This window comes from Streptacidiphilus sp. PAMC 29251, assembly GCF_054208735.2.
In genome coordinates this window covers 756,613-780,839 of the sequence record NZ_CM135725.2, presented here as the reverse complement: position 1 = coordinate 780,839, position 24,227 = coordinate 756,613, and the positions used below count along the sequence as shown (strand labels likewise).

General features: G+C 69.7%; 24 protein-coding genes, 4 pseudogenes and 1 riboswitch. Of the genes and pseudogenes, 21 read left to right on the top strand and 7 right to left on the bottom strand.

The features are described from left to right. Window positions 1–36: 36 nt before the first annotated feature. Window positions 37–1,452, top strand: a complete 1,416-nt coding sequence (locus tag ACXKR8_RS03685) for a glucose-6-phosphate dehydrogenase (protein WP_458271450.1) — start codon at window positions 37–39, stop codon at window positions 1,450–1,452. 13 nt (window positions 1,453–1,465) lie between these two features. Here the strand turns inward: ACXKR8_RS03685 and ACXKR8_RS03680 are convergent, their stop codons facing one another. After that, window positions 1,466–1,774: a DUF1877 family protein gene (locus tag ACXKR8_RS03680; protein WP_458274892.1), complete on the bottom strand. Its 309-nt coding sequence runs from the start codon at window positions 1,772–1,774 to the stop codon at window positions 1,466–1,468. A gap of 126 nt (window positions 1,775–1,900) precedes the next feature. Here ACXKR8_RS03680 and ACXKR8_RS03675 point away from each other — a divergent pair. The 6 genes and pseudogenes from ACXKR8_RS03675 to ACXKR8_RS03650 all read left to right on the top strand — a co-directional run bounded on the left by ACXKR8_RS03675 (window position 1,901) and on the right by ACXKR8_RS03650 (window position 6,448). Next, window positions 1,901–2,931: pseudogene (locus tag ACXKR8_RS03675) on the top strand (ATP-binding cassette domain-containing protein). Then, window positions 2,928–3,764: an ABC transporter permease gene (locus tag ACXKR8_RS03670; RefSeq protein WP_458271448.1), complete on the top strand. Its 837-nt coding sequence runs from the start codon at window positions 2,928–2,930 to the stop codon at window positions 3,762–3,764. Before ACXKR8_RS03675 ends, ACXKR8_RS03670 begins: the two are co-directional and overlap by 4 nt. Before the next feature lie 161 nt (window positions 3,765–3,925). Further along, the gene (locus tag ACXKR8_RS03665; protein WP_458271447.1) at window positions 3,926–4,297 is read left to right on the top strand and encodes a hypothetical protein; all 372 of its coding nucleotides are present in this window, start codon (window positions 3,926–3,928) and stop codon (window positions 4,295–4,297) included. Then, on the top strand, window positions 4,297–4,656 hold the full coding sequence (locus tag ACXKR8_RS03660; protein WP_458271446.1) for an ArsR/SmtB family transcription factor: 360 nt from the start codon (window positions 4,297–4,299) through the stop codon (window positions 4,654–4,656). Before ACXKR8_RS03665 ends, ACXKR8_RS03660 begins: the two co-directional genes overlap by 1 nt. Before the next feature lie 71 nt (window positions 4,657–4,727). After that, window positions 4,728–5,436, top strand: a pseudogene (locus ACXKR8_RS03655) (HEAT repeat domain-containing protein). After that, window positions 5,430–6,448 (top strand): annotated as a pseudogene (locus ACXKR8_RS03650) (MerR family transcriptional regulator). Before ACXKR8_RS03655 ends, ACXKR8_RS03650 begins: the two co-directional pseudogenes overlap by 7 nt. A gap of 150 nt (window positions 6,449–6,598) precedes the next feature. Here ACXKR8_RS03650 and ACXKR8_RS03645 read toward each other — a convergent pair. Both ACXKR8_RS03645 and ACXKR8_RS03640 read right to left on the bottom strand, forming a co-directional pair. Further along, a complete protein-coding gene (locus tag ACXKR8_RS03645; protein ID WP_458271443.1) occupies window positions 6,599–7,132 on the bottom strand; it encodes a hypothetical protein in 534 nt (177 codons plus the stop codon). Window positions 7,133–7,185: 53 nt separating this feature from the next. Continuing rightward, complete coding sequence (locus ACXKR8_RS03640; protein WP_458271442.1) at window positions 7,186–7,704, bottom strand: hypothetical protein; 519 nt, start codon at window positions 7,702–7,704, stop codon at window positions 7,186–7,188. A 335-nt stretch (window positions 7,705–8,039) separates the two neighbouring features. Here ACXKR8_RS03640 and ACXKR8_RS03635 point away from each other — a divergent pair, with 335 nt between their 5' ends. The 3 genes from ACXKR8_RS03635 to ACXKR8_RS03625 all read left to right on the top strand — a co-directional run bounded on the left by ACXKR8_RS03635 (window position 8,040) and on the right by ACXKR8_RS03625 (window position 10,933). Further along, the gene (locus ACXKR8_RS03635; RefSeq protein ID WP_458271441.1) at window positions 8,040–8,618 is read left to right on the top strand and encodes a MarR family winged helix-turn-helix transcriptional regulator; all 579 of its coding nucleotides are present in this window, start codon (window positions 8,040–8,042) and stop codon (window positions 8,616–8,618) included. Next, window positions 8,615–10,378 carry an MDR family MFS transporter gene (locus ACXKR8_RS03630; protein ID WP_458271440.1) on the top strand — a complete coding sequence of 588 codons (1,764 nt, stop codon included), beginning with the start codon at window positions 8,615–8,617 and terminating at the stop codon, window positions 10,376–10,378. The genes ACXKR8_RS03635 and ACXKR8_RS03630 overlap by 4 nt, the downstream gene beginning before the upstream one ends. A 342-nt stretch (window positions 10,379–10,720) precedes the next feature. Further along, a complete protein-coding gene (locus ACXKR8_RS03625; RefSeq protein ID WP_458271439.1) occupies window positions 10,721–10,933 on the top strand; it encodes a DUF5133 domain-containing protein in 213 nt (70 codons plus the stop codon). Window positions 10,934–11,019: 86 nt separating this feature from the next. Here the strand turns inward: ACXKR8_RS03625 and ACXKR8_RS03620 are convergent, their stop codons facing one another. Further along, window positions 11,020–11,868, bottom strand: a complete 849-nt coding sequence (locus ACXKR8_RS03620; protein ID WP_458271438.1) for a hypothetical protein — start codon at window positions 11,866–11,868, stop codon at window positions 11,020–11,022. Window positions 11,869–12,138: 270 nt separating this feature from the next. Here ACXKR8_RS03620 and ACXKR8_RS03615 point away from each other — a divergent pair, with 270 nt between their 5' ends. The 6 genes from ACXKR8_RS03615 to ACXKR8_RS03590 all read left to right on the top strand — a co-directional run bounded on the left by ACXKR8_RS03615 (window position 12,139) and on the right by ACXKR8_RS03590 (window position 16,615). Then, complete coding sequence (locus tag ACXKR8_RS03615; RefSeq protein ID WP_462100307.1) at window positions 12,139–12,846, top strand: TerD family protein; 708 nt, start codon at window positions 12,139–12,141, stop codon at window positions 12,844–12,846. A 53-nt stretch (window positions 12,847–12,899) separates the two neighbouring features. Then, window positions 12,900–13,484, top strand: a complete 585-nt coding sequence (locus tag ACXKR8_RS03610) for an AIM24 family protein (protein ID WP_462100306.1) — start codon at window positions 12,900–12,902, stop codon at window positions 13,482–13,484. Window positions 13,485–13,510: 26 nt separating this feature from the next. Further along, window positions 13,511–14,188: an AIM24 family protein gene (locus ACXKR8_RS03605; RefSeq protein WP_458271436.1), complete on the top strand. Its 678-nt coding sequence runs from the start codon at window positions 13,511–13,513 to the stop codon at window positions 14,186–14,188. 110 nt (window positions 14,189–14,298) lie between these two features. Continuing rightward, the gene (locus ACXKR8_RS03600) at window positions 14,299–15,087 is read left to right on the top strand and encodes an AIM24 family protein (RefSeq protein ID WP_458271435.1); all 789 of its coding nucleotides are present in this window, start codon (window positions 14,299–14,301) and stop codon (window positions 15,085–15,087) included. 234 nt (window positions 15,088–15,321) lie between these two features. Next, window positions 15,322–15,738, top strand: coding sequence for a hypothetical protein (locus ACXKR8_RS03595; protein ID WP_458271434.1), 417 nt, complete (start codon window positions 15,322–15,324; stop codon window positions 15,736–15,738). 574 nt (window positions 15,739–16,312) lie between these two features. Next, on the top strand, window positions 16,313–16,615 hold the full coding sequence (locus ACXKR8_RS03590; RefSeq protein ID WP_462100305.1) for a hypothetical protein: 303 nt from the start codon (window positions 16,313–16,315) through the stop codon (window positions 16,613–16,615). A 43-nt stretch (window positions 16,616–16,658) separates the two neighbouring features. On the opposite strand, the gene ACXKR8_RS03585 is transcribed toward ACXKR8_RS03590, so the two are convergent. Next, window positions 16,659–17,318 carry an adenylate kinase family protein gene (locus ACXKR8_RS03585; RefSeq protein WP_458271433.1) on the bottom strand — a complete coding sequence of 220 codons (660 nt, stop codon included), beginning with the start codon at window positions 17,316–17,318 and terminating at the stop codon, window positions 16,659–16,661. Window positions 17,319–18,067: 749 nt separating this feature from the next. Here ACXKR8_RS03585 and ACXKR8_RS03580 point away from each other — a divergent pair. Continuing rightward, window positions 18,068–20,302, top strand: a complete 2,235-nt coding sequence (locus ACXKR8_RS03580; RefSeq protein WP_458271432.1) for a glutaminase family protein — start codon at window positions 18,068–18,070, stop codon at window positions 20,300–20,302. Window positions 20,303–20,328: 26 nt separating this feature from the next. Here the strand turns inward: ACXKR8_RS03580 and ACXKR8_RS03575 are convergent, their stop codons facing one another. Further along, window positions 20,329–21,357, bottom strand: coding sequence for an isopenicillin N synthase family dioxygenase (locus ACXKR8_RS03575; protein WP_458271431.1), 1,029 nt, complete (start codon window positions 21,355–21,357; stop codon window positions 20,329–20,331). A 10-nt stretch (window positions 21,358–21,367) separates the two neighbouring features. Further along, entirely contained in the window at window positions 21,368–22,360 is a 993-nt protein-coding gene (locus tag ACXKR8_RS03570; RefSeq protein ID WP_458271430.1) for a PLP-dependent cysteine synthase family protein, read from the bottom strand. A gap of 190 nt (window positions 22,361–22,550) precedes the next feature. Next, window positions 22,551–22,663, top strand: a riboswitch (SAM riboswitch). Between the two features lie 22 nt (window positions 22,664–22,685). Between ACXKR8_RS03570 and ACXKR8_RS03565 the strand changes: the two genes are divergently transcribed. From ACXKR8_RS03565 to ACXKR8_RS03550, 4 genes and pseudogenes are all read left to right on the top strand, one after another. Then, window positions 22,686–22,784, top strand: coding sequence for a putative leader peptide (locus ACXKR8_RS03565; protein ID WP_458271429.1), 99 nt, complete (start codon window positions 22,686–22,688; stop codon window positions 22,782–22,784). Window positions 22,785–22,899: 115 nt separating this feature from the next. After that, window positions 22,900–23,385, top strand: a complete 486-nt coding sequence (locus ACXKR8_RS03560; protein WP_462100304.1) for an ABC transporter substrate-binding protein — start codon at window positions 22,900–22,902, stop codon at window positions 23,383–23,385. A gap of 10 nt (window positions 23,386–23,395) precedes the next feature. Beyond that, window positions 23,396–24,034 (top strand): annotated as a pseudogene (locus ACXKR8_RS03555) (ABC transporter substrate-binding protein); the annotation flags it as partial. 8 nt (window positions 24,035–24,042) lie between these two features. Next, entirely contained in the window at window positions 24,043–24,189 is a 147-nt protein-coding gene (locus ACXKR8_RS03550; protein WP_462100303.1) for a hypothetical protein, read from the top strand. Window positions 24,190–24,227: the final 38 nt, after the last annotated feature.

Below are 24,227 nucleotides of genomic sequence, written 5' to 3'. Positions count from 1 at the left end.
AGGGGCAGCGATACCAGTGCCGCACAATCGGAAGGCATGGCGCTGATGAGTGAGTCGGGCACACAGACGCAGGACGCCGACGTACTGGTGATCTTCGGGATCACCGGGGACCTGGCGCGGAAGATGACGCTGCGCTCGCTGTACCTGCTGGAGGCCGCACAACGCCTGGACTGCCCCGTGGTGGGGGTGGCCCTGGAGGACTGGTCGGACGAACAACTGCACGGAGCGGTCGAGGACGCGGTGCGCGCTGCCGGTGGCGACGTGGACGCGCGGGTCCTGGGGCGGCTGAAGGACCGGGTGAGCTACCTCTCGGGCGACTTCACCGCTCCCGACACTTACCAGCAGCTCGCCGAACGTCTCAAGGGGGCCAAGCACCCGCTGTTCTACCTCGAGATCCCGCCCTCGCTCTTCTGCCCCGTCGTCACCGCCCTGGGGCAGGCCGGGCTCACGGCGGGGGCGAAGGTGCTGATCGAGAAGCCCTTCGGTCATGACCTGGCCTCGGCCCGCTCCCTGAACCAGGACCTGCACCGGGTCCTGGCCGAGGACCAGATCCTGCGCATCGACCACTTCCTCGGCAAGCAGCCGGTCCTTGACATCGCCTGCCTGCGGTTCGCCAACACCTTCCTCGAACCGGTGTGGAACCGTGAGCATGTCGCCGAGGTCCAGATCACCATGGCCGAGGACTTCGGCGTCGCGGACCGCGGCGGCTTCTACGATCCCGTCGGCGCGCTGCGCGATGTGGTGCAGAACCACCTCCTGCAGGTCATGGCCCTGATCGCGATGGAGCCGCCCGCAGCGACGGGTGCCGACGCGCTGTGGGACGAGCGCGTCCGAGTCTTCCGTGACACGGCCACCGCCGACCCCGCCGCGTGTGTCCGCGGCCAGTACGAGGGCTATCGGGAGGTGCCCGGGGTCAAGGACGGATCCACCACCGAGACCTACATCGCCCTGCGCCTGCAGATCGACAACCCCCGCTGGTCCGGAGTGCCGTTCTTCATCCGCGCGGGCAAGGCCATGGCGACCCTCGCCACCGAAGTCCGTCTCATCTTCCACCAGCCCCCGAACACCGCCGCGCCCGGCGGCGGTCACCCCCCGGCGGTCAACGAAGCCGTCCTGCGACTGGACCCCGAGGGCGCACTGCGTCTGACGATGCTGTCCAGGGACGCGGACGGCACCGGCACCCGCCAGGTCCACCTGGACCTGCCCTTCAGCGCCGAACTCGGCAAACCGCCCACCCCCTACGAACGCCTGCTGCACGACGCGCTGACCGGGGACCGGGCGTTGTTCACCCGCGAGGACGCCATCGAGGAGACCTGGCGGATCCTGCAGCCCATCCTCGACGCTCCCCCCACCGTCCAGACCTACCCCCAGGGATCCTGGGGGCCCGCGCAGGCCGGCCGCCTCACCGACGGCCACATCCCCTGGCAGGCCCCCTGGACGACGGACCACTGACGCCGGCCCGTGGTCAACTCAGGCAGATGACGACGCCCTCGCCGGCGGCGGCCGCTGCCCGGTAGAAGTCGCGGAGCACGCGAAAGGCCCACACCACCGACTTCACGTCGCACCCCGCCCCGTAGGCACCGGACTGGTCGACATGGCGGAACCGTCTGCGGACTTCCTTCACATCGATGCCTTCGCTGTAGAACTCGTCGTCCTCGTCGTCCCCGCTGCCGTCGAGGTCCGCGGCGATGGCAGCGACCAGCCGGGGCGAGAGCACCCGAGGGCCGCCGTAGTCACTGTGCGGCTCGATGTGCTCGCCTCCGGAGACCGCCAGCGGGGCGCCGGCCGCGCGCTCGGGCGCCCAGGCCGGGCGGGTGCGTACCCGCTCCTGTCAGCGATATGTCAGCGGGTGCGGGAGGCTGTCAGCGGGATGTCGGTGGGGCCTGGCACCTTGCTGGGTATGAAGCGAATCGACAAGCACTCCGAATCCGGCCGCCCGGTGGCCGTGTCCGTGCGGGGACTGGTCAAGCACTACGGCGAGACCAAGGCCCTGGACGGCGTGGACCTGGACGTGCACGAGGGCACCGTCATGGGCGTCCTCGGCCCGAACGGCGCAGGCAAGACCACCCTCGTGCGCTGCCTGTCCACCCTGATCACTCCGGACGCCGGCAAGGCCGTCGTGGCCGGGTACGACGTGGTCCAGCAGCCCCGGCAGCTGCGCCGCGTGATCGGCCTCACCGGCCAGTACGCCTCGGTCGACGAGAAGCTCTCCGGCCGCGAGAACCTCTACCTGATCGGCCGGCTGCTCGACCTGCCCCGCAAGGAGGCCGCTCCCGCGCGGACGCGCTGCTGGAGCGGTTCTCGCTGACCGACGCCGCCACCCGCCCAACCCGTACCTACTCCGGCGGCATGCGCCGCCGGCTGGACCTCGCCGCCTCGATGATCGGCCGCCCGCACGTCCTGTACCTGGACGAGCCCACGACCGGCCTGGACCCCCGCACCCGCAACGAGGTGTGGACCGAGGTCAAGGCCATGGTCCGGGACGGGGTGACCGTGCTGCTCACCACCCAGTACATGGAGGAGGCGGAACAACTGGCCTCCGAGCTGACCGTCATCGACCGCGGCAGGGTCATCGCCAACGGCGGCACCGACGAGCTCAAGGCCACGGTGGGCGGCCGCACCCTGCGGGTCCGCCCGGCAGACCCGCTGGATCTGAGCGCGCTGGCCAACACGCTGGGCGAGCTGCGGCTGACCGGCTCGGCCACCACCGCCACCGCCACCGTCGACACCGAGACCGGCGAGGTCCTGGTGCCGATCGTCAGCGACGAGCAGCTGACCGCCGTGGTCGGCGCGGTCACCGCGCGCGGCCTGACCATCGGCTCGATCACCACCGAACTGCCCAGTCTGGACGAAGTGTTCCTGTCCCTGACCGGTCAGAAAGCGTCCGCCCCGCAGGACGTCCAGCCCCAGCTCGAGGAGGTCGCCGTATGAGTGCCACCCTGGTTTCCGCCACCGTCCCCACGATCACGATCGAGGCCGACCCCAAGATCGGCCTGCGCGGCCATCTACGCCATACCGGCGCGCTGATCCGCCGCAATCTGCTGTGGATCAAGCAGGACCCCGAGTCGATGATGGACGCGGTCCTGATGCCCGTCATCTTCACGCTGCTCTTCGTGTACGTCTTCGGCGGCTCGATCGGCCAGGCGCTCGGCGGCGGCCAGGGAGCGTACGTCCAGTACGTGATCCCCGGCATGATCGCGATGATGAGCATGAACATCGCCCAGGGCGTCGGCACCGGCTTCAACGAGGACTTCAACAAGGGCATCATGGACCGCTTCCGGTCGCTGCCCATCGGACGCGGCTCCGTCCTGGTCGCGAAGATCGCGGTGGAACTGATCCGGCTCCTGGTCGCCGTCACGGTGGTGATGGTCATCGCGCTCCTGGTGGGCTTCCACGTCAACGGCCACTGGGGCGGTCTGCTGGCGTCCATCGGACTGACCGCGCTGTTCGGCTCCGCCGTCATGTGGATCTTCCTGGTCCTCGGCGTGACCATGAAGAACGCCCAGTCCGTGCAGGCCATGGGATTCCTGGTGATGATGCCGCTGCAGTTCGGCTCCTCGATCTTCGCGCCGACCAGCTCGATGCCGGGCTGGCTGTCGAACTTCACCACGTACAACCCGATGTCCGGCCTGGCCGACGCGTCCCGTGGGCTGATGACCGGCGGCCCGATCGCCCACGGCCTGACCGTGACGCTCGCCTGGACCGTCGGCCTGACCGTGGTCATGGCACCGATCGCGATCCGCAAGTTCACCCGAAAGAGCTAACCCGGCTCGCGCTCGCGCCTGCGCCCGCGTCCGTGCCCGCGTCGGAGACGGGCATGGGCACGGGCGGGCAGCGGGGCAAAATACACCCTGCGGCCCGCCAAGTTGCCGGAATTCGCAATTCGTCACTGCCGTATCGGGTCGACTACGTAGCGTCCTGGGCCATGGCGAACATTGAGATCGCGTTGAAGGAAGCAATGATGATCGAGGGCGCGCTCGGCGTCGCCCTGGTCGACGTGGGCAGCGGCATGGCCCTGGGCACCCTGGGCGGCAGCAGCGACCTGGACCTGGCGGTGGCCGCCGCCGGCAACACGGACCTGGTGCGCGCGAAGCTGCGCGTCATGGAGATGCTCGGCGTCAGCGGCAGGATCGAGGACATCCTGAGTACGCTCACCACGCAGTACCACCTCGTGCGGCCGCTGACCGCGCACAGCGGTGCGGGCCTGTTCCTGTTCCTCGTCCTTGACCGCAGGCGTGCCAACCTGGCCATGGCGCGCCGCCAGCTGCAGCTGGTCGAGACCGGCCTGGACATGTGATGCAGCCCCCGCTCTACGAGGTCAAGGCCGAGTTCTTCAAGATGCTCGGCCACCCGGTCCGCATCCGCGTCCTGGAACTCCTGCAGGACGGCCCGGTGCCGGTGCCCGCCCTGCTGGCCGCCACCGGCGTCGAACCCTCCAACCTCTCCCAGCACCTGGCCCTGCTGCGACGCTCGGGCATCGTCGTCTCCACCCGCCAAGGAGCGACCGTCCGGTACGCGCTGGCCGGAACCGACGTCGCGGACCTGCTGCGCGCCGCCCGCCGGATCCTCACCGTCCTGCTCGCGGACCGGCAGGGGGTGCTGGACCAACTGCTCCAGGCCGACACCGGTGCCCGCCGGTCGCCGGCTCGACCTTGACACGGCTTGACCTTGACATGGTTTGACCTTGACGCGGCTTGACCTTGACACGGTGAGAAGGTGTCCACTGAGTGCAGGAGGTGGCCCCGATCAACACCACAGACGGAACCCCGCAGAGCACCCGTGCGGCCAACGCCCTGAGCGCCGAGGACTCGTCGGTCCGGCTCCAGGCAGCCCTCGCGGTCGGCTCGAACCCCGACCCGGGCTTTCTGGAGGCGCTCGTCGAACGGTGCGCGGTCGAGCCGGATTTTTTTCGTGCGCGAGATGCTGACCTGGGCGCTGACCCGGCTTCCGGCGGCGATCACCCTGCCCCGGATTCGCCGGGAGCTCGACTCCGCGTGCGATCAGGCGCGCAGTCAGGCGTTGCACACGCTCTCCAAGATCGGGGACAGGAGGGCCTGGGCCTGGATCACCCGCGACCTGCTGCACGACGCCGACGACGAGGTCGCGCGGACCGCGTGGCGCGTCGCCCTCGTCCTCGTGCCCGAGGACGAGGGCGAGAGGAACGACCTGGTCGACGAACTGGCCACGCAGCTCGGCCGCGGCGACAGCAGGATGCAGCTGAGTCTGAGCCGGGCCCTCGTCGACCTCGGCGAGGTGATCGAGCCTGCCCTGGCCAAGGCTGCGACGAACTCCGACCCGGCGGTGGCCACGCACGCCCGTGCCACCGAGCTGCTGCTGCAGGACCCGGAGATCGGTTTCGGGGCGGCCATCCACGAGGCGAAGCGACTCGCCGATTCGACGGAGGCCGCCAGGGCCGCGGAGGCCAGGGCTTGCTGATCGGCGATGTCGCCCGCCACTCGGGCGTGAGCACCCGGATGCTCCGGCACTACGACGCCCTCGGACTGGTGCGACCGACCGGTCGCACCGTCGGCGGCTACCGCGAGTACTCCGCCGAGGATGTCCGCAGGATCTTCCACGTGGAGAGCCTGCGTTCGCTCGGGCTCTCGCTGAAGCAGGTCGGGCGCGCGCTGGAGGAGCCGGCCTTCACCCCGTCCGCCCTGGTCGGCGACCTCATCCGCTGGACCGAAGACCGCTTGGAGCGGGAACAGGAGCTGCTCAAGCGGCTCCGCGCGATCGATGCGTCGGCGCCCGACGACTGGCCGGGTGTGCTGCGCATCGTCGAACTCATGCAGGGGCTCAACTCGACCAGTGCCGCGCGCAGGCAGCAGGCCGTCCTGGCGCCTGAGGGGGTGTCGGTTCCCGGGGAACTGCTGGCCGCGGCGGTCCTGGCCGAAGCCGACCCCAATGTCGCGGGCGCCCTGCGCTGGGCCCTCGCCCGATCGGGCGGCGACCGCGTGGCGATGCTGGCCGCCGGCGCGCAGTCGGAGGACGTGGACGTCCGGCGGCGCGCGGTGCTGGCGATCGCCTCGATGCCCGAGGCCCCAGGTGCGGCCGCGGTGCTCGCGGACGTACTGGGGACCCGGACCCGACGGTGCGCAGGCACGCCGCGCTGGCCCTGGGCAGGCGCGGGGTGGTCTCGGCCGTGCCGTTCCTCGTCGCCATGGTGGTCGAGGGCTCCCACGACGTCGACGCGGCGGAGGTCCTGGCAACGCTTTCCCAGGACCCCGGGTGCGCGGACCGGATCATGACCGTACTGGTCGACGAACTCGCCGCGCCCACGGCGGACTCCGCGACGCGGCTACGCCTGATCCAGGCAATGGTCGAGCTGTCGGGGCCAGCGGCACGGGATATCCTGCGCCACCTGTCCCACGACGACGACCACGCGGTCGCCCGCGTAGCCTCGGCCTTCGCCGGAATTCTCGAAGCGCGGTCGTCCGAAGACCGCTGATGAGGGAGCCGCCCACGACATGGCTCGGGGAGACCACAGGTCCGGCCGCGACGCCGCTAGAGGCCACTCGCCGGCGGAGAGACCGGCAGCGGGTGCGGGCGTCGGTGTGTTGATAGCGACCATGCGACCCAGGGCGGGTGCGGTCGATGCCTACGAGGTCGTCCTCCAGCGGGGCGCTTCGTCGTCGGGCTGATCGGGGCTGGCGAAGTGGAACGGCACGGCGAACCGCTCGGCCAGGGCACGGCCGACCGTCTCTGCCTCCTGCGCCTCGGGCCACGGCGGAACGGTGCCGTTGAACAACCGCATGTCACTGCCGTGCCGGATCCAGGCGAGCGGGTGCTCAGCAGCCGGGTCGTCCGTGAGGGCTACCAGCTCCACGAACCAACCATCGGGGTCGCCGTCCCACAGCGCCTCGATGGCGACCGGTCGGCCGGGCAGCGCCTCCACCTTCTCCACCAGCGCCACCAGATCGAGCGGAGGGGTCGGATAGCGCTCGAACCGCAGGCCCAACTCCCGGTAGCGCTCCGCTACCACGTCGAGTGTGTCGTACAGGCCCGGCCTGGACTCGACCGGCAACGCCGCGCGGATACGGACGACTGCCGCTATCCGATGGTCCTGCTGAATGAGGCTGTCCACGGCGGAGCGCTCGGCGGCCGACAGCACGGCCCAGATCGGGGAGTCCATGACCGTATTCAAGCCGTCCCGACTTCACGCCGCCGACCCGGGTCGCACGATGCCTATTCTGACGTGAGCATGTCGTTGATACAGCGGCGCAGCCCGCTGATGGGGTCGACCGGTCGCAGCCACGGCACCCGCTGAAGCAGGTCGCCGTGCTGCTCGGTGCCGGGGGCGGTCAGCAGGGTACGGAGCTGGTCCGGGGCGGGGTCGGTGACCAGGCACAGCCAGGCGAGGCCGGCGCCGATGCGGAGCTCGTACGGTCGGCCGGGGTCCGACCACAGGCTCCGGGCCCACGCGGGAGCGTGCTCGTCCTGGTGCTCGCGGGCGAGTTGGGCGATCGCCAGCACCAGGCTCACCCGGACCGCTGGATCGTCTTCCACGGCCAGCCCGCGGTGCAGGGCCGCGGAGATCCGCGGCACCTCGCCGGTCGCCGCGGCCAGGACGAAGGCGGTCGCGGAGCGGACCTCGGCGGCGGGGTCGGAGAGCAGCGGGAGCAGCAGGTGCAGGTCGCTGGTGATAGCGGCGCGAGCGGCCTGGATGGTCCAGTCGACGGGGCATTCTGTGCTGCCCTCGATCATCAATGGATCCTCGGCGACTAGAAATGCGGAAACCGCTGCCAGGGGATCTGGTCGTACGCGAATCCGTCCTTGACCTCTCGCGGGATCGTGCTGAGGACCGTACGCATGTCGGAATCCGTGCCAACCCACGGCTCGGGCCATCTAGCCCAACGGTCATCGTCCATCGCCTGGTCCCCAGGCATCCCAGCCACCCCCATCCGCCCCCGGGGAGTCTAACGGCCGAAGATCCACTCGTGCGGCAGTGTCCCGGCGGGGCCAGGGGCTGCGAGTCCGGAATTACTTGTACAGCCCAAGCACTTGCGGTATACAAGTACTACTGAGAGCGGAGGTGGGTCATGGCGAACCGGCCAACAGCGGTATCCGTTGCGGTGCGGGAGCCGGTGGCCTTCGGTGCCGGCGACGGCGGCCCGAAGACCCGCGTGGCCTCGGTCGCGGACTCGGTGCTCGACCTGCTGCGGACGGTGCGGCGGTCCAAGGCCCGGCTGCTGGCCGCGGCGAGCGACGACGTCGACTCGGCGACCCAGATGCTCCTGCGCACCATGGCGGCCGAAGGCCCGATGCGGGCGAGCGCGCTGGCCGGCAGTCTGCAGTCGGACCTGTCGACGGTCAGCCGCCAGGTCGCCTCGCTGGTGACCCGCGGACTGGTGGAGCGACGGGCCGACCCGGTGGACGGCCGGGCCAGCCTGCTGGTGGTCACCGATGCGGGCCGAGCCATCATCGCCGCGAACGAACACACCAGGACCGCCTTCTTCGAGGAGGTGCTGAGCGGCTGGACCCCCGACGAACTGGCCCAGTTCGCCCACCTGTTGGAGCGGTTCACCGCGGCCTACGACACGACCCACTCCCAATGGATGACCGACGCGACGCGACACTCCGCCCGCAACGGCGACCCGGAAGAAGGCAGCACCACATGAGTTCCACTGCAACCCATCCGGCGGGCTCACCGTCGGACGGCGCGCTGACCCATCGCCAGGTCCTGACGATCCTGTCCGGACTCGTCCTGGGCATGTTCCTCGCCGCGCTGGACCAGACGATCGTCTCGACCGCGATCAAGACGATCGGCAACGACCTCAACGACCTGTCCGCACAGGCCTGGGTCACCACCGCCTTTCTGATCACCTCGACGATCGCCGCACCGCTGTTCGGCAAGCTGTCGGATATCTACGGCCGCAAGCGGCTGTTCATGCTCGCGATCGTGATCTTCGTGATCGGTTCGGCCCTGTGCGGCCTGGCCCAGTCGATGTACGAACTGGCCGGGTTCCGCGCCTTCCAGGGCATAGGCGCCGGCGGCATCATGCCGCTCGCCCTGGCCGTGATCGGCGACATCATCCCGCCCCGCGAGCGGGCCCGCTACCAGGGCTACATGATGGCCGTCTTCGCCAGCGCCTCGGTCCTCGGACCGGTCCTGGGCGGCCTGCTCTCCGGCACGGACAGCTTCCTGGGCGCCGCGGGCTGGCGCTGGATCTTCTACATCAACGTCCCCATCGCCGCCTTCGCCCTGATCGTCATCGCCAAGGTGCTGCACCTCGACCACGTCCGCCGCGAGCGGCGGATCGACTGGTGGGGCTCGGTGCTGCTCGCCGTCGGCCTGGTCCCGCTGCTGGTCGTCGCCGAGCAGGGCCAGGGCTGGGGCTGGGCCTCGGTCGCTTCCTTCGCCTGCTACCTGACCGGTGCGGCCGGCCTGATCCTGTTCGTCTGGGTCCAGCGGCGGATGGGGGACGACGCGCTGCTGCCGCTGCGACTGTTCCGCAACAGCACCTTCTCGGTCGCCTCGGCCCAGGTCACCATCATCGGCATGGCCATGTTCGGTGGCATGTCGGTGATCCCGCTCTACCTGCAGATCGTCAAGGGCGCCTCGCCGACGAAGGCGGGACTGCTGCTGCTTCCGCTGGTGGCAGGGCTGATGCTGTCCTCGCTCGGCTCGGGGCAGCTGATCGCCCGCACCGGCCGCTACAAGATCTTCCCGGTGATCGGGTCGGTCCTCATGGTCGTCGGCATGGGCCTGATGATCACGATCGGCGCCGACACGGCCCTGTGGCAGACCGACATCTACATGGCGGTCTTCGGCATCGGCCTCGGGCTGAACATGCAGAGCCTGGTGCTGGCCATGCAGAACGCCGTGCCCGCGCAGGACATGGGTGTCGCCTCCGCCGCGTCGACGTTCTTCCGCTCCATCGGCGGCACCCTGGGCACCGCGATCTTCCTGTCCGTCCTGTTCTCGTCGGCCGGAACCAAGATCAGCAGTGAGTACGCCAAGGCGGCCGGCGACCCGGCCTTCATCGCGGCGGCCAAGGCCCACCCGGATCAACTCGCCTCGCTGCACCAGCACCTGGGCGGCGGCCTGGACGACACCTCGTTCCTGAACGGGCTGGCCAAGCCGCTCAGCCACCCGTTCTTCGTCGGCTTCTCCGCCGCCGGGGACGTGGTGTTCGCGATCGTCGCCGTCCTGCTGCTGGGAGCAGTCGTGCTGTCGGCCTTCCTCAAGGAGGTTCCGCTGCGCACGGTCTCGGGCAACCAGGCCCGGGCTGAGACGGAATCAGCTGCCGCGAGTGCGGAGGCCGCCGGGACGGGAATCGGCCTCGCCGCGGTGCCGGGCGAGAGCGAGAGTGAGACCGAGATCGAGATCGATCGGGAGGCGGACAGCGCCAGCACGAGCTCCGCGGGCGAGCGCTAGGCGTACTGAGCACGGAGGTTGGTGGGTGAGGGCCTTCTGGGCCCGGTGCGGATGACGACATCCGCAGCGGCGCTCAGAGGGCCCTCATGCCGTACCGCGACGCTGTGTCGGGCGCCAACGCTGTGTCTGCCGCCGTTCTGTGGCGGACGTCTCGCCCGCGGACGGCAGTTGCCGGGGTGGGGAGCCCTTATCATTGAGTCAACAGTCCACCTCGTTCCGGCGAGGTGATGCCGGGTCAATTCTCCACATGCTGAGGCATGTTGGCGGATTTCCCGAGCTGTGGTCCAGCGTCGGCCTGCAGTGGTTTCCCACCGTGCCAGCAACGACCTGACGGAGTGTTCCATGCCTCTGTACAACCCCGCCGAACTTCGCCGCCTCGTCACCGCACTCGAAGCCCTGGGCGACGCTCAGGGCGGCGCGGACATCGAGCGCCGCCGTGAGGACCTCCACTACACCCTCTGCGTCTCGACCGGCATCCGCGAGCCCGCCCGCGCGGTGGAGCAGGCCCGCCGGCTCCTCGCCCCGAACCGCGAGGCCCTCGCCTCGGCCGCCTGAGGGGTGAGCGCCGGGCCGTGGTCTCGCTGGGCCGTGGTCCACGACGGTCGTGGACAGCGCCGCGTGGGTCAGGCGGGCCAGACGGGTCAGGTGGGCCAGGCGGCGTCCACCGGCGGGCGGTCGAGCAGGGCCGGGACGGCTTGGGCGTATCGCGGGTCGGTATTGCCCCCGTCGACGGCAAGGAGACAGAGGAGGCGCAGTCGCTGCCCACTGCGGGCGGCGGCCTGGGTCTTGTGGTGTCCGTCGAGCAGGAAGTGCGTCAGCCCCCAGTGCTGGGCCTCCAGCTTCGGGGGTCGGCTCCACATGGCGGGCGCGGCGGTGTCCAGCACGCTGACTGCGACCGCCGTGGGAGCCTCTCCGCCGAGCAGGGCGCCCGCATAGCGGTCGATGGTGGCGGGATCGTTGCGGGTCGGCGGCTGCATCGGCACGAGGAACTCGAACAGCAGCCCGCCACCGGGCACCGGCTTGGGGGTGCTGCCATCGAGCCGGTAATAGGCGGTGGCGGGGTCAGCGGGCAGGTCGTGCGGGGCCTGTTCGACGTCCCAGGTGTCCAGTTGCTCGTGAGTGAAATAGTCCCGGTCGCCACCGGGCAGCACGAGTTCCGGCGTGATCTCCAGCAGCAGCGGCAGGTAGCGTCCCGGGGCCAGCAGGCTCACGAAAGCCTGCACGACCTGGTGGTCGAGCTGATCGAGGCCGGTGGCCAGCCGGTCCCGCAGAAGCTCCGGGTCGCGGTAGCGATCGGCGCCGTCCATGCGGCGGAACAGCAGGGCGCAGGTGCCGCACCAGAAGGTCTGCTCGAACGCGGGTTGCCCGTGCACGGTCAGGTGCGGCCCGGTCCAGCCGGCGTCCGGCCCGTCAGGCTTCGCGCCGACGCTGACCACTGGCTCACTCGCGGTCGAGTGGACCAGCGCCCCTACCTGAAGAATCGATGTCACCCGGGCAGGATACGGGGCGCAGGCGAAATCCCCTCGGGCGGCGGAGGCGGACCGGGCCTGCGTGCTCCCCGGAAGCCCTGCTGGCGCGGGCCGAGCTGCGGCGGCTCGGCTGCGATGCCGTCAGCCCACCTGCTGGTCCTCGCAGGCGACGTCCACCAACGCCGCAGACGGACCCCGGAACCCGGTGGAACCGACGGATCCGGTCCGGCCGTCCCCGGTGTCGGATACGGTGCGGGCACCGTCGGGGTACGCGAGAGGGATTGTCACGTCATGAGTCGGGATCTGGCCAAGGGCGCGCGGGTTCGGCTGAGCGAGTTGACTGGCGACTCAGAACTGCGGCTCGGGGTGACCCTGGACGCGCCGGGGGTCGCCTTCGACTTCAGCGTGTTCGGGCTCGACGCCGACGAGCGGCTGAGCGACGACCGCTACTTCGTCTTCTTCAACCAGCCCGCGTCGCCCGAGAACGCGATCGAACTGCTGTCCCCGCAGGACGGTGACCAGGCCAGTTTCCGGCTGCGGCTGGACTCCGTCCCGGCGCAGGTGCACCGGATGGCGCTCACCGCGACGCTGGACGGCGACGGCACGATGGGCCAGGTCGCCTCGGGGCACGTCCGGCTTCTGGCGGGCGGCCAGGAGGTGGTCCGCTACTCCTTCACCGGCACGGAGTTCAGCACGGAGCGGGCGGTGATGCTCGCCGACGTCTACCGCCGCGCGGGCGCGTGGAGCATCGTCGCGGTGGGACAGGGCTTCGACGGCGGGTTGCAGGCGCTGCTGGAGAACTACGGCGGCCAGGTGGCCGAGGAGGAGCCGACAGCCGCGGCAGCGCCTTCGCCGGCCCCGGCACCCGCCGCCGTTCCAGCCGCCGCCTCGGCACCCGCCGCCGCCTCGGCACCCGCCCCAGCTGCAGCTTTCGTCCCCGCTCAAGCCCCCGCCCCCGCCCCGCCGCCGAGCCGGTCAGCGCACGGGTCTCGCTGCTGAAGTACGCAGAGCTGCCGGAGCAGACCGGGTGGCTCCAGCAGAACCCACAGCTGGTGCGGTTCACGCTGGCCAAGGACGCCGAGGTGCTGGCCCTGCAGGGCAGCATGGTGGCCTACCAGGGCGACGCCGACTTCTCGTACGAGGGTTCGGGCGTGCTGCGCAAGATCATCGGCAACCTCACCGGCCAGCAGCTCAAGCTGATGCGGGTGCGCGGCGACGGACAGGTCTTCCTCGCGGACGGGGCCTCGCAGCTGCACGTGGTGCGGCTGGAGGGCGAGTCGCTGTGCGTGGGCGCGGACCGCATCCTGGCCTTCGACGCCGGCCTGGACATCGAGGTGCGCCGGATCGAGGGCGACGGGTTGCCGGGCGGCGGGTTCCACACCCTCCAGTTCTCCGGCCACGGCACCCTGGTCGTCAAGACCAATGGGACGCCGGTGGTGCTGCCGGTGACCCCGGCCCCGGAAACCCAGGTGGACATCAACGCCCTGGTCGCCTGGACCAGGGGCTCCCAGGTGATCACCACCGCACCGGTGCGCATCCGCCGCTCGGGCTTCGCCGGGCGCTCCGCCGAGACCTGCACCCTGCAGTTCCGCGGCGGCCCGGGGAACTTTGTCATCGTCCAGCCGTACGAAGCCTGAGATTCAGGTACGAGGAGGTTCCGTCGGTGCAGAGGCAACTGCTGGCCGGGCACGCCCCGGAGTCGGGCAATGCCAGGATGTCCAACCACGGCTCGGCGATGTGCCGGGTCAGGGTGGACACCCAGACTCCCGTGCACGCCAAGGCCGGGGCGATGGTCGCCTACACCGGCTTCCTGGCCTACCAGCCGGTCACCCAGTCGCTGCGCCGGGCGATGGGGGAGTGGGCGTCGGGCGAGCGCAGCCCGCTGCTGACCTGGGAGGGCGACGGCGACCTCTACCTCGCCGACCAGGGCGCGGACGTGCTGGTGCTGCGGCTGGCCGAGGAGGAGCTGTCGGTCAACGGCGCGCACCTGCTCGCCATGGACTCCCAGCTCCAGTGCCGCGTGGAGCGGGTCAAGGGCGTGGCCCTGGCGGCCGGCGGCGGGCTGTTCAACGTCGTGGTCTCCGGAACCGGCTGGGTCGCGGTCAGCACCAACGGCGTGCCGGTGGTGCTGGACTGCGCTGAGGCCGAGACCTATGTGGACCCGGACGCGCTGGTCGCCTGGACCGGCGCCCTGACGTTGCGTCCGCACCGCAGCGTCAAGATGGGCTCGCTGATCGGACGGGGAAGCGGCGAGGCGCTGCAGATCGGCTTCAAGGGGACCGGGTTCGTGGTGGTGCAGCCCAGCGAGGACACCGGCGACCGGCTGAAGATCCGCGGCTGAGGCCGGAATACCTGAGACCGGCGTACCCGGGGCCGACGTACCTGAGGCCGGCGTACCTGAGGCCGGCCCACCTGAAAGAACCGCAGTCCGGAGAAAAGGGACCAGATCCGATGCAGAGCGCACTGCTCCACCACACCGTCGCCACCGGCGCCGACGTGTTCACCCTGCAGAACGACCACATGCTGCGGGTCGCCCTGGACGGCCACCGGGAGGTGCTGGCCCGTAGCGGCTCGATGGTCGCCTTCCAGGGCCGGGCCACCTTCACCGAGGTCGGCGGCGACCAGCGGCAGATGGCGCACCTGATCAACCAGCAGATCCAGCGCCAGCACCAGTACGGCCAGCAGCAGCACGGCCAGCAGCACGGCCAGCAGCACGGCCAGCAGCAGGGTCAGCACCTGCAGCAGCTCCAGCAGCAGTACGCCGCCGGGGCGCAGGGACTGCTGATGAGCTGCACCGGGACCGGCACCGTGTTCCTGGCGAACCTGGCCCAGCACCTGCATGTGCTGACGCTCCAACAGGGCGAGCAGCTGACACTGAGCAGCGCCTATCTCCTCGCGATGGAGAACTCGGTGAGGTGGCGGACCGTCAATATCGAGGGCGGCGAGCGGATCGCCGGGGTCGGCAACTGGTGCCTGGAACTGACCGGCCCGGGACAGGTGGTGCTGATGACCTCCGGCCGTCCGCTGGCACTGCCGGTCGGGCCGCAGCAGTACGCCTCGGCGGACGCTGACGCGGTGGTGGCCTGGTCGTCGGCGCTGGACGTACAGCTCCAGTCGCAGAGCTCCAACACCTCGGCGCTGCGCCCGCACAGTAATACGACCGAGGGCTGGGAGCTGTCCTTCCAGGGCACCGGCCAGGTCGTGATCCAGCCCAGCGAACTGCCGTCCCCCAAGGTCTGACCGGCCCCCCGGTTCTCCCCGAGAGTATCGCCCGTGCACTCTTCCAGCCGCTCCGCACCCGTAGTGCTGGCGCTCCTTGCGTTCCTGAGTAGCTGCTCGTCCCCACGAGACGCCGCCACGCAACCGGCATCCTCGGCTGCGGCCCCGGTACGCCCTTGCCAGTCCCCCTCGCCCCGCCCCGGCGACGCCGGCGCCCCGGTTTCCGGCCTGCCCGCGGCCGACCAGGTGGCGGCGTTGGGACACCCGCTGACCCTCAGGGGCAGTGACCCCGGGGAACAGGTGACGGTGACGTTCCTGGACGTGGTCGATCCCGCGTGCGGTGTGGGCGGCAATTCCCTGCTCGACCACGGTATGAAGTATGTGGGACTCAGGCTCCGACTGGTCGACTCGGGTTCCACGCCCTATTCCGACTCTCCCAGCAACTGCACCTGGGGCCGCACCGACACCGGCCTCCAGGTGGGTTCCTTCGTGGCCCCCACCCTCTCCGAGGGCCCCGCCGTCGCACCCCACGGCAACCTCGAACTGCAGCCGGGGCGCGGTGCCACGGGCTATGTGGTCATGGAGATACCACAGCACGCACACCTGGCCCGAATCGACTTCACCCCGGACAGTGGATTCGCGGACGACACCGGTGAGTGGAAGCTCAGCTGACCCGGCGCCCCCGCTACCCACCTGCCGACGACGTAGGAGTCGATCCCGCGTCGGCCGCGTTCGGCAGGGTCGAGGTGGTGGCAGAACTCCGCCTCGCACGATCCAAGGCGGTTACAGGTCCAAGGTACTGACCCGGTTCTGATCCACTACGATCCGCCAGCGCTCCCCGGCTTCACCTGCCGCATCGATATGACCATTGAGCATGTGGTCAAAGGTGAACGCCGCAAACTCCGGTGCGTAGTACCTGCCCTCCAGGGGCGCTTCAACTCGTCGGCCAGGGCCGGATCGCCGGCGTCCGGCGCACCGAAGCGGCGCTCGGTGCCGCCCTTCAGCTACCGGACCGGATATCCCACGCCACCCGCCGGGTATCGGCGAAAAGGGTCAAGTAGGCAGTTTCTGAACTATTCAAAGGCGGAGATATCGTCACAAAACCCGCAAATTTCGTGTAGTAGCTCATCTGAACCCCTCCTATAAACCCCTGCGTCATGCAGGAATGTTTCCACACAAGCTCTGGGCTTGTTCCTTAACATCGGGGTGTTTATCTCGGTCGCTGGCCTGCACATATGCTCGACACGTGCAGTCGTTTTCCAACCCCCAAGAACTGACGTCATCGGCGTTCCCGGCCGAGCTCGCCGATGACGTCCAAGCAGTGCTCGCGGTCATGCCCGCTTCTCGGCATCGGCCGGTCGCACCCTTCTCGGTCATGGTCCAGGGCCAGCAGGTCTCCATACCGGGACGCATCTACAACGATGAGCTGTCGCCGGAGTCGGTCGCTGCCCTCTCGTCGCGTCAGCAGCCTGCCGCCGCAGAGAGTGCTGGGCGGCCCTGGCCGAGCCTCGCCCCGAGCGGCAGCACCAGGGTCGACGGATACTGCTGAGCTTGCCCCCGGACAGCCTGGTGATCATCGGTGAAGATCGAAATCAGAGGCTGCGGCTCTGGAGCGCGGCGAGCGCGCGCCTGGATATCTCGCCGAAGGTGCCGGCAGCATCGACGGTGACGAGGAGGCCATGCTCGGCGTAGTGCTGGGTAAGGGGCTCCAGTGTCGATGCGTGGGACATGAACATAGTGCGGAACATGGTCTCGGTTTCGTCCTCGCGCTGGTAGAGCTCCCCTCCGCAGTGGCAGACGCCTTCGACGCGGAGGCGGTCCATCTCCGGGATGAATTGGTGGGTCTGGTCATTGCGGCAGCGGCGCCGCGCCGCCAGGCGGTGGATGCGACGCTCCACCTCTGTGTCGGGAAGACGCAGGTACACCACGCCGTCGAGAGGAGCGTCGAGCTCGCGGAGCAGGTCATCAAGGGCGAGCGCCCGCGAGACGGTTCTGGGGTGTCCCAGGAGGAGGAAACCCGTATGGGTCAGCCACTGCAGGCCGTCGCGGACCACTTCGGTGATGAGGTTCTCGTCGACCAGGTTGCCGGATTTCATGAGCTCAGAGACCCGGATCCCCAGGGCAGTGCCCTGCGAGATGTTGGCGCGCATGAAATCGCCAAGCGTGGTCTGAGGCACCGCCAGCGCCCGAGCCAGCGAACCGACTGTGTCATCTGGCCCTACCACTGGCGCTTCGAAGACGACCACGCGCACCGGTCCGCCACTCCTCAGCTGGGTTCCGACCGCAGGTCCACTGGCCTGTCGATCCGGATCGGCTCGGGTTCCCGCCAGTGGTGATCGTGTCACGCCCCGGCTGGAGTTCGCCAACGCCTTCCATGAATCGATCATCTTTGAGGTGTCGCTGGAGGTCGCCGCAGTACTCCTTCCTCGACCGTATTCTATCGTTGTAAACGGGCAAACAGCATGACACCACACCCCTTGGCCGGTGTCTATACGTCGCATGGGCAATGAGCGGAAGTGCCCTCATGTCAGGGCGGGTGACGGCTGGTCGGCCGCGAGCCGGCCGGTGGAGAGGTCGATACCCGGGTGCGTGGTGGGGTCGCGGCGTTGCGTGCCACGGGCCGCAGCCCTGGGGTGTCGACAATATGGGCTCGGAACGCCACGTGATCATGCTGTCCAGCTGCTAGTTCTCCCCTTCGGTGGGGCAGTGGGCCCTGGATGCGCGCGAGTTGGGGTGCGCGTTGCTGGTGGTCCCGGTGGGCGGTGGGGTGCCCGCGGCAGGCGGATGGGGATGTTCTCGCTGAGGGGTGGACAGCGCCATTGGGGGCGTGCTGTCATTCCAGTGCTCGCATTGCAACGTTGTTATTTGCGTGATCGCTGCTTCACCTACGGCTGACGCCACGGCCTGCCCCGGCCGTATCCACGTCTGTGCTTCGGAGGTGGGGCCGGGCCCAGCTCCCTGAACCAACGCCGCTTCCACCAGCGGCTCCTGGAGGAAACCCATGTCGCACCTGATGGACTCACCCGACCGGACCGAGGGCACGCAGCGGACCGATCCGGGCGACGGCCTGAGCCGTCGCGGTTTGATCCGCTGGACCGGAGCGGCCGGACTCGGAGCGGCCGGTGTCGCCCTGCTGCCAGGTATGGCGCAGTCCGCCGAAGCGGCCGTCCCCGCGTCCCCCTCCGCTGCCGGTCGTATCGGGACGAGCGCGAGCACAAGCGCGAGCGCGTTCGCGTCCTCGTTCGACCCGATCCGGCCTCCGGCCGTGCCCCTCGCCGTCCGCTCTCCCTACCTGAGCACCTGGCTGCCGGCCGACAACCTGGCCGGCACCTGGCCGAGCTTCTGGACCGGCCGCACCACCGCCATGGCCGGCATCGCCCAGATCGACGGCGTGGCCTTCCTGTTCATGGGCGCGCCGAACATCGACGGGCATGTCCTGCGCGGCATGATGCAGCGTTCGCTGACGCTCAGCGCCACCCGTTCGACCTATGTCATGGAGGCCGCCGGCGTCCAGTTGACGCTGACCTTCCTGTCCCCGATCGAGCCAGGGGACCTGCGCCGCCAGTCGGTACCCCTGTCCTACCTCGCCGCGGACGTGCGCAGCACCGACGGCAGGTCGCACCAGGTGAGCCTGTACTTCGACATCTCCGGGGAGTGGGCCCACGGCGACTCCGGCACCAAGATCCGCTGGTCCCAGGAGCAGGTCAAGGGCAGCGGCAGCACCTCGCTCACCGCGCTCTCCTTCACCCCGGACACCCCGGCCGTGCTCAGCGAGAACGGCGACATGGCCAGTTGGGGCTCGGTCGTCTGGAGCGCCACCAACCGACCCGGGCTGACCTGGCAGATCGGCGCCGACACCGCGGTCCGCTCCGCCGTCCTCGCCAACGGAAAACTCGGCAACACCGCCGACAGCAACCAGCCCCGGGCCATCAGCGACAACTGGCCGGTGTTCGGCTTCAACGTCGACTTCGGGGCGGTGCGGTCCAAGCAGTCGGCCGTGCTGTCCGTCGGCCACGTCCGGGAACCGGCCGTCAGCTACCTGGGGGCGGACCTCCCGCCGCTGTGGCGCTCCTACTGGTCCACCTGGCAGCAGATGGCCGCCTCCTTCCACGCCGACGCCACCGCGGCGCAGACCCGGACCGCTGTTTTCGACGCCAAGGTGCGCCATGACGCCACCGCGGTCGGCGGCGCCAAGTACGCCGCGCTGTGCGCGCTGTCGCTGCGTCAGGCCTTCGGCGGAACGGAGCTGGTGAGCTGCAACGGCGAGCCCTGGGCCTTCCTGAAGGAGATCTCCAGCGACGGCAATGTCTCCACGGTGGACGTCACCTACCCGGCGATGCCCGCGTTCCTGTACGCCGACCCGGCCTATCTGGGGCTGCTGCTCGCGCCGCTGCTGGACTACCCGGAGAACGGCGGCTGGCCCAAGGAGTTCGCCGAGCACGACCTGGGCTCCCACTACCCGGTCGCCTCCGGGCACAACGACGGCAACGAGGAGGACATGCCGGTCGAGGAGTCCGCCAATATGCTGCTGATGTGCGCCGCGTACCTGGCGCGGATCGACGCTCCGGCCGCCCGGGCGTTCGCCGCCAAGCACTACACCGTCCTGAGGCAGTGGGGCGAGTACCTGGTCGCCAACGCGCTCGACCCGGGCTTCCAGAACCAGACCGACGACTTCACCGGCTTCATCGGCCACAGCGCCAACCTGGCGCTGAAGGGCATCCTCGCCATCGGTGCGATGGGCCAGATCGCCACCGCGGCCGGCAACACCGCGGACGCCAAGCGCTACCGGACCACCGCCGCCGGCTACAGCTCGCAGTGGGCGGCCAAGGCCCAGGACACCACCCCGGACCACCTCAAACTGGCCTACGACCAGCCGGGGACCTGGAGCCTGAAGTACAACGGCTACCCGGACCGGCTGCTGGGCCTGAACCTGGTCCCGAGCTCTGTCGCCAAGGAGGAGGCCGACTGGTACCTGACCCAGGTCAACCAGTACGGGGTGCCGCTGGACCTGCGGCACTCCTACACCAAGGGCGACTGGGAGATGTGGACCGCGGCGTGGCTGCGCGGCCACCCGGTCAGCCAGTTCCTGATCGACGCGCTGTACGACTTCGCCCACACTTCGCCCTCACGGGTGCCGTTCACGGACCTGTACGACACGGTGACGAACCATCAGAGCGGTTTCCAGGCCCGGCCGGTGGTCGGCGGAATCCTCGCCCTGCTGAGCCTGGGCAGGTAGCAGGTAGCAGGTAGCAGGTAGCACCGCTACCGGGACCCGTCCGTCCCGGCCAGGACGTCGGACCACCAGCGTTCGGCGACCCGGGGGTGCGAGCGCAGCCAGCCGACCAGGGCCTTCTCCCCGAACGCGGCCAGCAGCGGATTGTCCGGGTCGTCGGTGACCCCTCGGGAGCGGGCCGCCAGTTCGGGCGGCAGCGTCACCGCCTCCACCACCGCGTCGAGCCGGGGGCCGAGGAAGAACGGGATCGAGTAGCGGTCCACCCCGGGACGGGGGCTGACCACCCGGTGCCGGGTCGCCTTGAGATAGCCCTGGGTGGCGATCTCCAGCATCTCGCCGATGTTGAAGACAAAGGCGTCCGCGAGCGGCACCGCGTCGATCCAGCTCCCGTCCTCGCGCTGCACCTGCAGCCCGCCCACCTGGTCCTGCTGGAGCAGCGCGAGGTAGCCGTAGTCCTTGTGGGCGCCCACCCCCTGCTCGGCTTCGGGGGCGGGCCGCGGCGGGTAGTGGATGACCTTGAGGCTCACCGCGGCCTCGTCGTCGAACCAGCGGTCGAAGTAGTCCTCCTCCTGTCCCAGCGCGGCAGCCAGCGCGCGCAGCACCTCGCGGCTCACCCGCAGCGCCTCGGCCTGCCAGCGCAGCACGGTGTCGCGCAGCCCCGGCAGGGCCGGGGGCCACTGGTTGGGGCCGATCAGCCGCAGGTAGTCCGGGGCGCCGGGGACGGGTTCCAGCGCCGCCCGCTCCGGGCCGATGTCGATCTGCTCGCGCCAGTCCGCGCTGCCGGCCGTGTACTCGGTCCCGGTCCGGGTATAGCCGCGGAACTGGGGAGAGTTGAGGTTCTCGATCTCCAGCCGACGCGCCTCGGGCAGTGCGAAGAACTCCCGGGCCGCGTCCAGCGCCTCCGCCCGCAGCCGGGCCGGGACGCCATGCCCGGTGACATAGAAGAACCCCACCTCATGGGCGGCGGACCGGAGTTCGGCGAGGAAGGCCGGACGGTCGGCGGCGGGGTCACGAAAGCGGGAGATGTCGATGACCGGCAGGGATGCTGGCGTTGTCACGGCGCCTCCTTCACGGAATTCGGGGGGCCAGGTAACCGAGTTCCTGGAGCCAGCGGTCGTCGAAGACCTTGGAGAGGTAGTTGCGTCCGGAGTCGGGGAGGATGACGACGACCAGATCCTGGGGCCCCAGCGTCCTCGCCACGCGCAGGGCGGCGGCCACCGCGGTGCCCGCGGAGCCGCCGACCAGCAGCCCCTCCTCGCGGGCCAGCCGGCGGGCGGTGAGGAACGACTCGCGGTCGCTGATCCGCTCGAAGCGGTCGACCACCTCGGGGTGGTAGGACTGCGGCCAGCTGTTGTCCAGGGACTCGGGGTGACGGAAGAAGCCGATGCTCTCGACCAGGTAGGGGCTTCCGTCGCCGCCCGAGTACACCGACGTCTCCGGGTCGGCTCCGACGACGGTGACCTGGCCTCCGCTGACCTTCTTGAGGTACTCGCCGGTCCCGGTGATGGTGCCGCCGGTGCCGACGCCGGAGACCAGGTGGGTGATCCGCCCGTCCGTCTGCTCCCAGATCTCCGGCCCGGTGGTGCGGTAGTGGGCCTCCGGGTTGGCGGGGTTGTCGTACTGGTTGGCCAGCCAGGCCCCGGGAGTCTCCGCGACGACGCGCGCGGCCGTGGAGAACACATGGTCGGGGTGCTCGCGCGGCACGTCCCCGGGGCAGACGAGCACTTCGGCGCCGTAGGCCCGCAGCACGGCGACCTTCTCCGGGCTGCTCTTGTCCGGGATCGCGAAGACGCAGCGGTAGCCGCGCTGTGCGGCGACCATGGCCAGGCCGACCCCGGTGTTGCCCGAGGTGCCCTCCACGATCGTGCCGCCGGGCAGCAACTGCCCGGCCTCCTCGGCCGCCTCGACCATCGCCAGGGCGATCCGGTCCTTCACACTGCCACCGGGGTTGACGTACTCCAGTTTCGCGTAGACGGGTGCGGGCGCCGCGTCGGTGACGCGGTTCAGCCGCACCAGCGGAGTGTTGCCGACCACATCGGCAAGGGAAGCGTGGACATCCAAGGCCGTACTCCTCGCAAAGCGGAACGTGCCGACGGGGGTCGACCGGGCGGGCCGGGCCGCTCCCCACCGTCGGCCCGCCCGTCCGTTCCTGCCATTTTCATCGCCGAATGTGAACCCCGTGCTGCGGCAGTGTGTCGCCAATTCCGGGCTCTTGTCGGGTCGGTGGGAGGCGCGCTATGGTCCCGCCATAGGTGATGAGCGTCAGCGAACGGCCCTGGCCTGCTGACCAGCAACCCTCCTCCGCGGTGGGGTGCTCCAGGTGAACACCAGGCCGGGTCCGTGGGGGCCCGGCAAGCGCGAATTCGCTGAGCGGAGGTCCTGACGGATGAGTACGCGACACGCGTTCACCAGCTGCAGCCGTCGCCACATCGACCTGCAGCGCGTGGCTGGCGCCCTCTGTACGGGCCCGCGCGCCGAGCTCTGACGGGCCGTCACGGGCTCGCAGTTCCGTAATACCTTCTGCGCAACCTCTTCGTTGACGAATCGATGAATCCATCGTGGCGCTTTCAGCGCGCCCGAAAATACGTCAGGATGCCGAAATGAGTGACGAAACTCCGCAGCCCGAACCTGTACAGCCCGCTCTCGTCGACGCGAATGTGGACCTCGACGCCGCCCAAGGCGTTTCCCGGCGCCGTGTGCTCACCCTGGGCGCCGTCGGCGCCGGTGTGGCGGCCGCGGCGGGGCTGGGCAGTTGGGCCTTCATCAGGAGCGACAGGAAGGACACCACCGCCGCCGACGGCCTCACCGTCACCAAGTCCTGGGCCGGTCGGCAGCTGACGGTGACCGCCCCCAGCGGTGTCTGCGAGGCCCCGCTGATCGTCGCCTACGAGCGGGGCTTCTTCAAGGACGCCGGGTTGAACGTGGTCCTGAAGAAGACCGGCACCGACGAGGACGTCACCGCAGCGGTCGGCTCGGGCAAGTACATCGCCACCAACGGGATCTTCTTCAACTTCCTCGGCCCGATCTACAACGGCACCCCGGTCAAACTCTCCGGCGGACTGCACCACGGCTGCCTCGACCTCTAACGTCCGCAACGACGGCTCGGTGCCCACGGTGGCGTCGCTGAGAGGCAAGAAGATCGGCGTCAGCAGTCTGCAGGGTTCGGCTCCCAACTTCTTCTCGCTCGACCTGCTGGACGCCGGCATCAACTCCAGTCCGGCGGCCAAGCAGGTCCAGTGGGTGGTCATCGAGCAGGACCTATTGCCAAAGGCCCTGCAGGACAAGCGAGTTGACGCCATCGCGACCGCCGGCGGCTTCCTGCCGATCATCCAGGGGGTCAAGGCGGGCTGGGCGAAGGAGCTGTCGAACAACCGCGATCTGAGCCGCAACTCCTCCTACCCCTGCTGCGCGGTCGCCCTCAATGAGGAGTTCGTCAGCCAGGACCCGGTCACCGCGGCCAAGCTGGTCACCGCCTGGGCCAAGGGCTCACGCTGGGCCGGGGCGAACCTCCAGGCCACGGCCGAGCTCGAGTCCAGCAAGAAGTACATCCCGGACACCCCGGCGAACATCCTGCCGGTGCTGCAGACCCTCACCTTCGACCCCTCGCCCAAGAACCTGCAGCAGGTGCTGCAACCGGGCATCGACAAGTTCATCCACACCGGCTTCCTCCCCGCCAACACGGACTCCCAGGCGCTCGCCGACAAGGTGTTCGTGAACCTCGGCCTCACCTTCTGAGGCCGGGCATGGACCTCAGCACGCTCACGGATTCCCCGGCCACAGCCGGGCAACAACAGCCGGACCCGTCCGCCGAAACGACCGTCCAGGGCGCCGCGCGCATCCACGCGGCCCTGGAGAAGGTCACCCATCCGCTCCGGATCAACCCATCCTGACCGGCGCCGGCATCCTCGCCTGGATCGCCTTCAGCGCC

Coding starts and splice junctions, on each gene's coding strand:
- ACXKR8_RS03630 (WP_458271440.1), top strand. CDS start 8,615: ATGAGTTCCACTGCAACCCATCCGGCGGGCTCACCGTCGGACGGCGCG.
- ACXKR8_RS03565 (WP_458271429.1), top strand. CDS start 22,686: ATGAGTACGCGACACGCGTTCACCAGCTGCAGCCGTCGCCACATCGAC.
- ACXKR8_RS03645 (WP_458271443.1), bottom strand. CDS start 7,132: ATGGACTCCCCGATCTGGGCCGTGCTGTCGGCCGCCGAGCGCTCCGCC.
- ACXKR8_RS03625 (WP_458271439.1), top strand. CDS start 10,721: ATGCCTCTGTACAACCCCGCCGAACTTCGCCGCCTCGTCACCGCACTC.
- ACXKR8_RS03660 (WP_458271446.1), top strand. CDS start 4,297: ATGCAGCCCCCGCTCTACGAGGTCAAGGCCGAGTTCTTCAAGATGCTC.
- ACXKR8_RS03685 (WP_458271450.1), top strand. CDS start 37: ATGGCGCTGATGAGTGAGTCGGGCACACAGACGCAGGACGCCGACGTA.
- ACXKR8_RS03580 (WP_458271432.1), top strand. CDS start 18,068: ATGTCGCACCTGATGGACTCACCCGACCGGACCGAGGGCACGCAGCGG.
- ACXKR8_RS03670 (WP_458271448.1), top strand. CDS start 2,928: ATGAGTGCCACCCTGGTTTCCGCCACCGTCCCCACGATCACGATCGAG.
- ACXKR8_RS03665 (WP_458271447.1), top strand. CDS start 3,926: ATGGCGAACATTGAGATCGCGTTGAAGGAAGCAATGATGATCGAGGGC.
- ACXKR8_RS03615 (WP_462100307.1), top strand. CDS start 12,139: ATGAGTCGGGATCTGGCCAAGGGCGCGCGGGTTCGGCTGAGCGAGTTG.
- ACXKR8_RS03635 (WP_458271441.1), top strand. CDS start 8,040: ATGGCGAACCGGCCAACAGCGGTATCCGTTGCGGTGCGGGAGCCGGTG.
- ACXKR8_RS03560 (WP_462100304.1), top strand. CDS start 22,900: ATGAGTGACGAAACTCCGCAGCCCGAACCTGTACAGCCCGCTCTCGTC.
- ACXKR8_RS03600 (WP_458271435.1), top strand. CDS start 14,299: ATGCAGAGCGCACTGCTCCACCACACCGTCGCCACCGGCGCCGACGTG.
- ACXKR8_RS03640 (WP_458271442.1), bottom strand. CDS start 7,704: ATGATCGAGGGCAGCACAGAATGCCCCGTCGACTGGACCATCCAGGCC.
- ACXKR8_RS03550 (WP_462100303.1), top strand. CDS start 24,043: ATGGACCTCAGCACGCTCACGGATTCCCCGGCCACAGCCGGGCAACAA.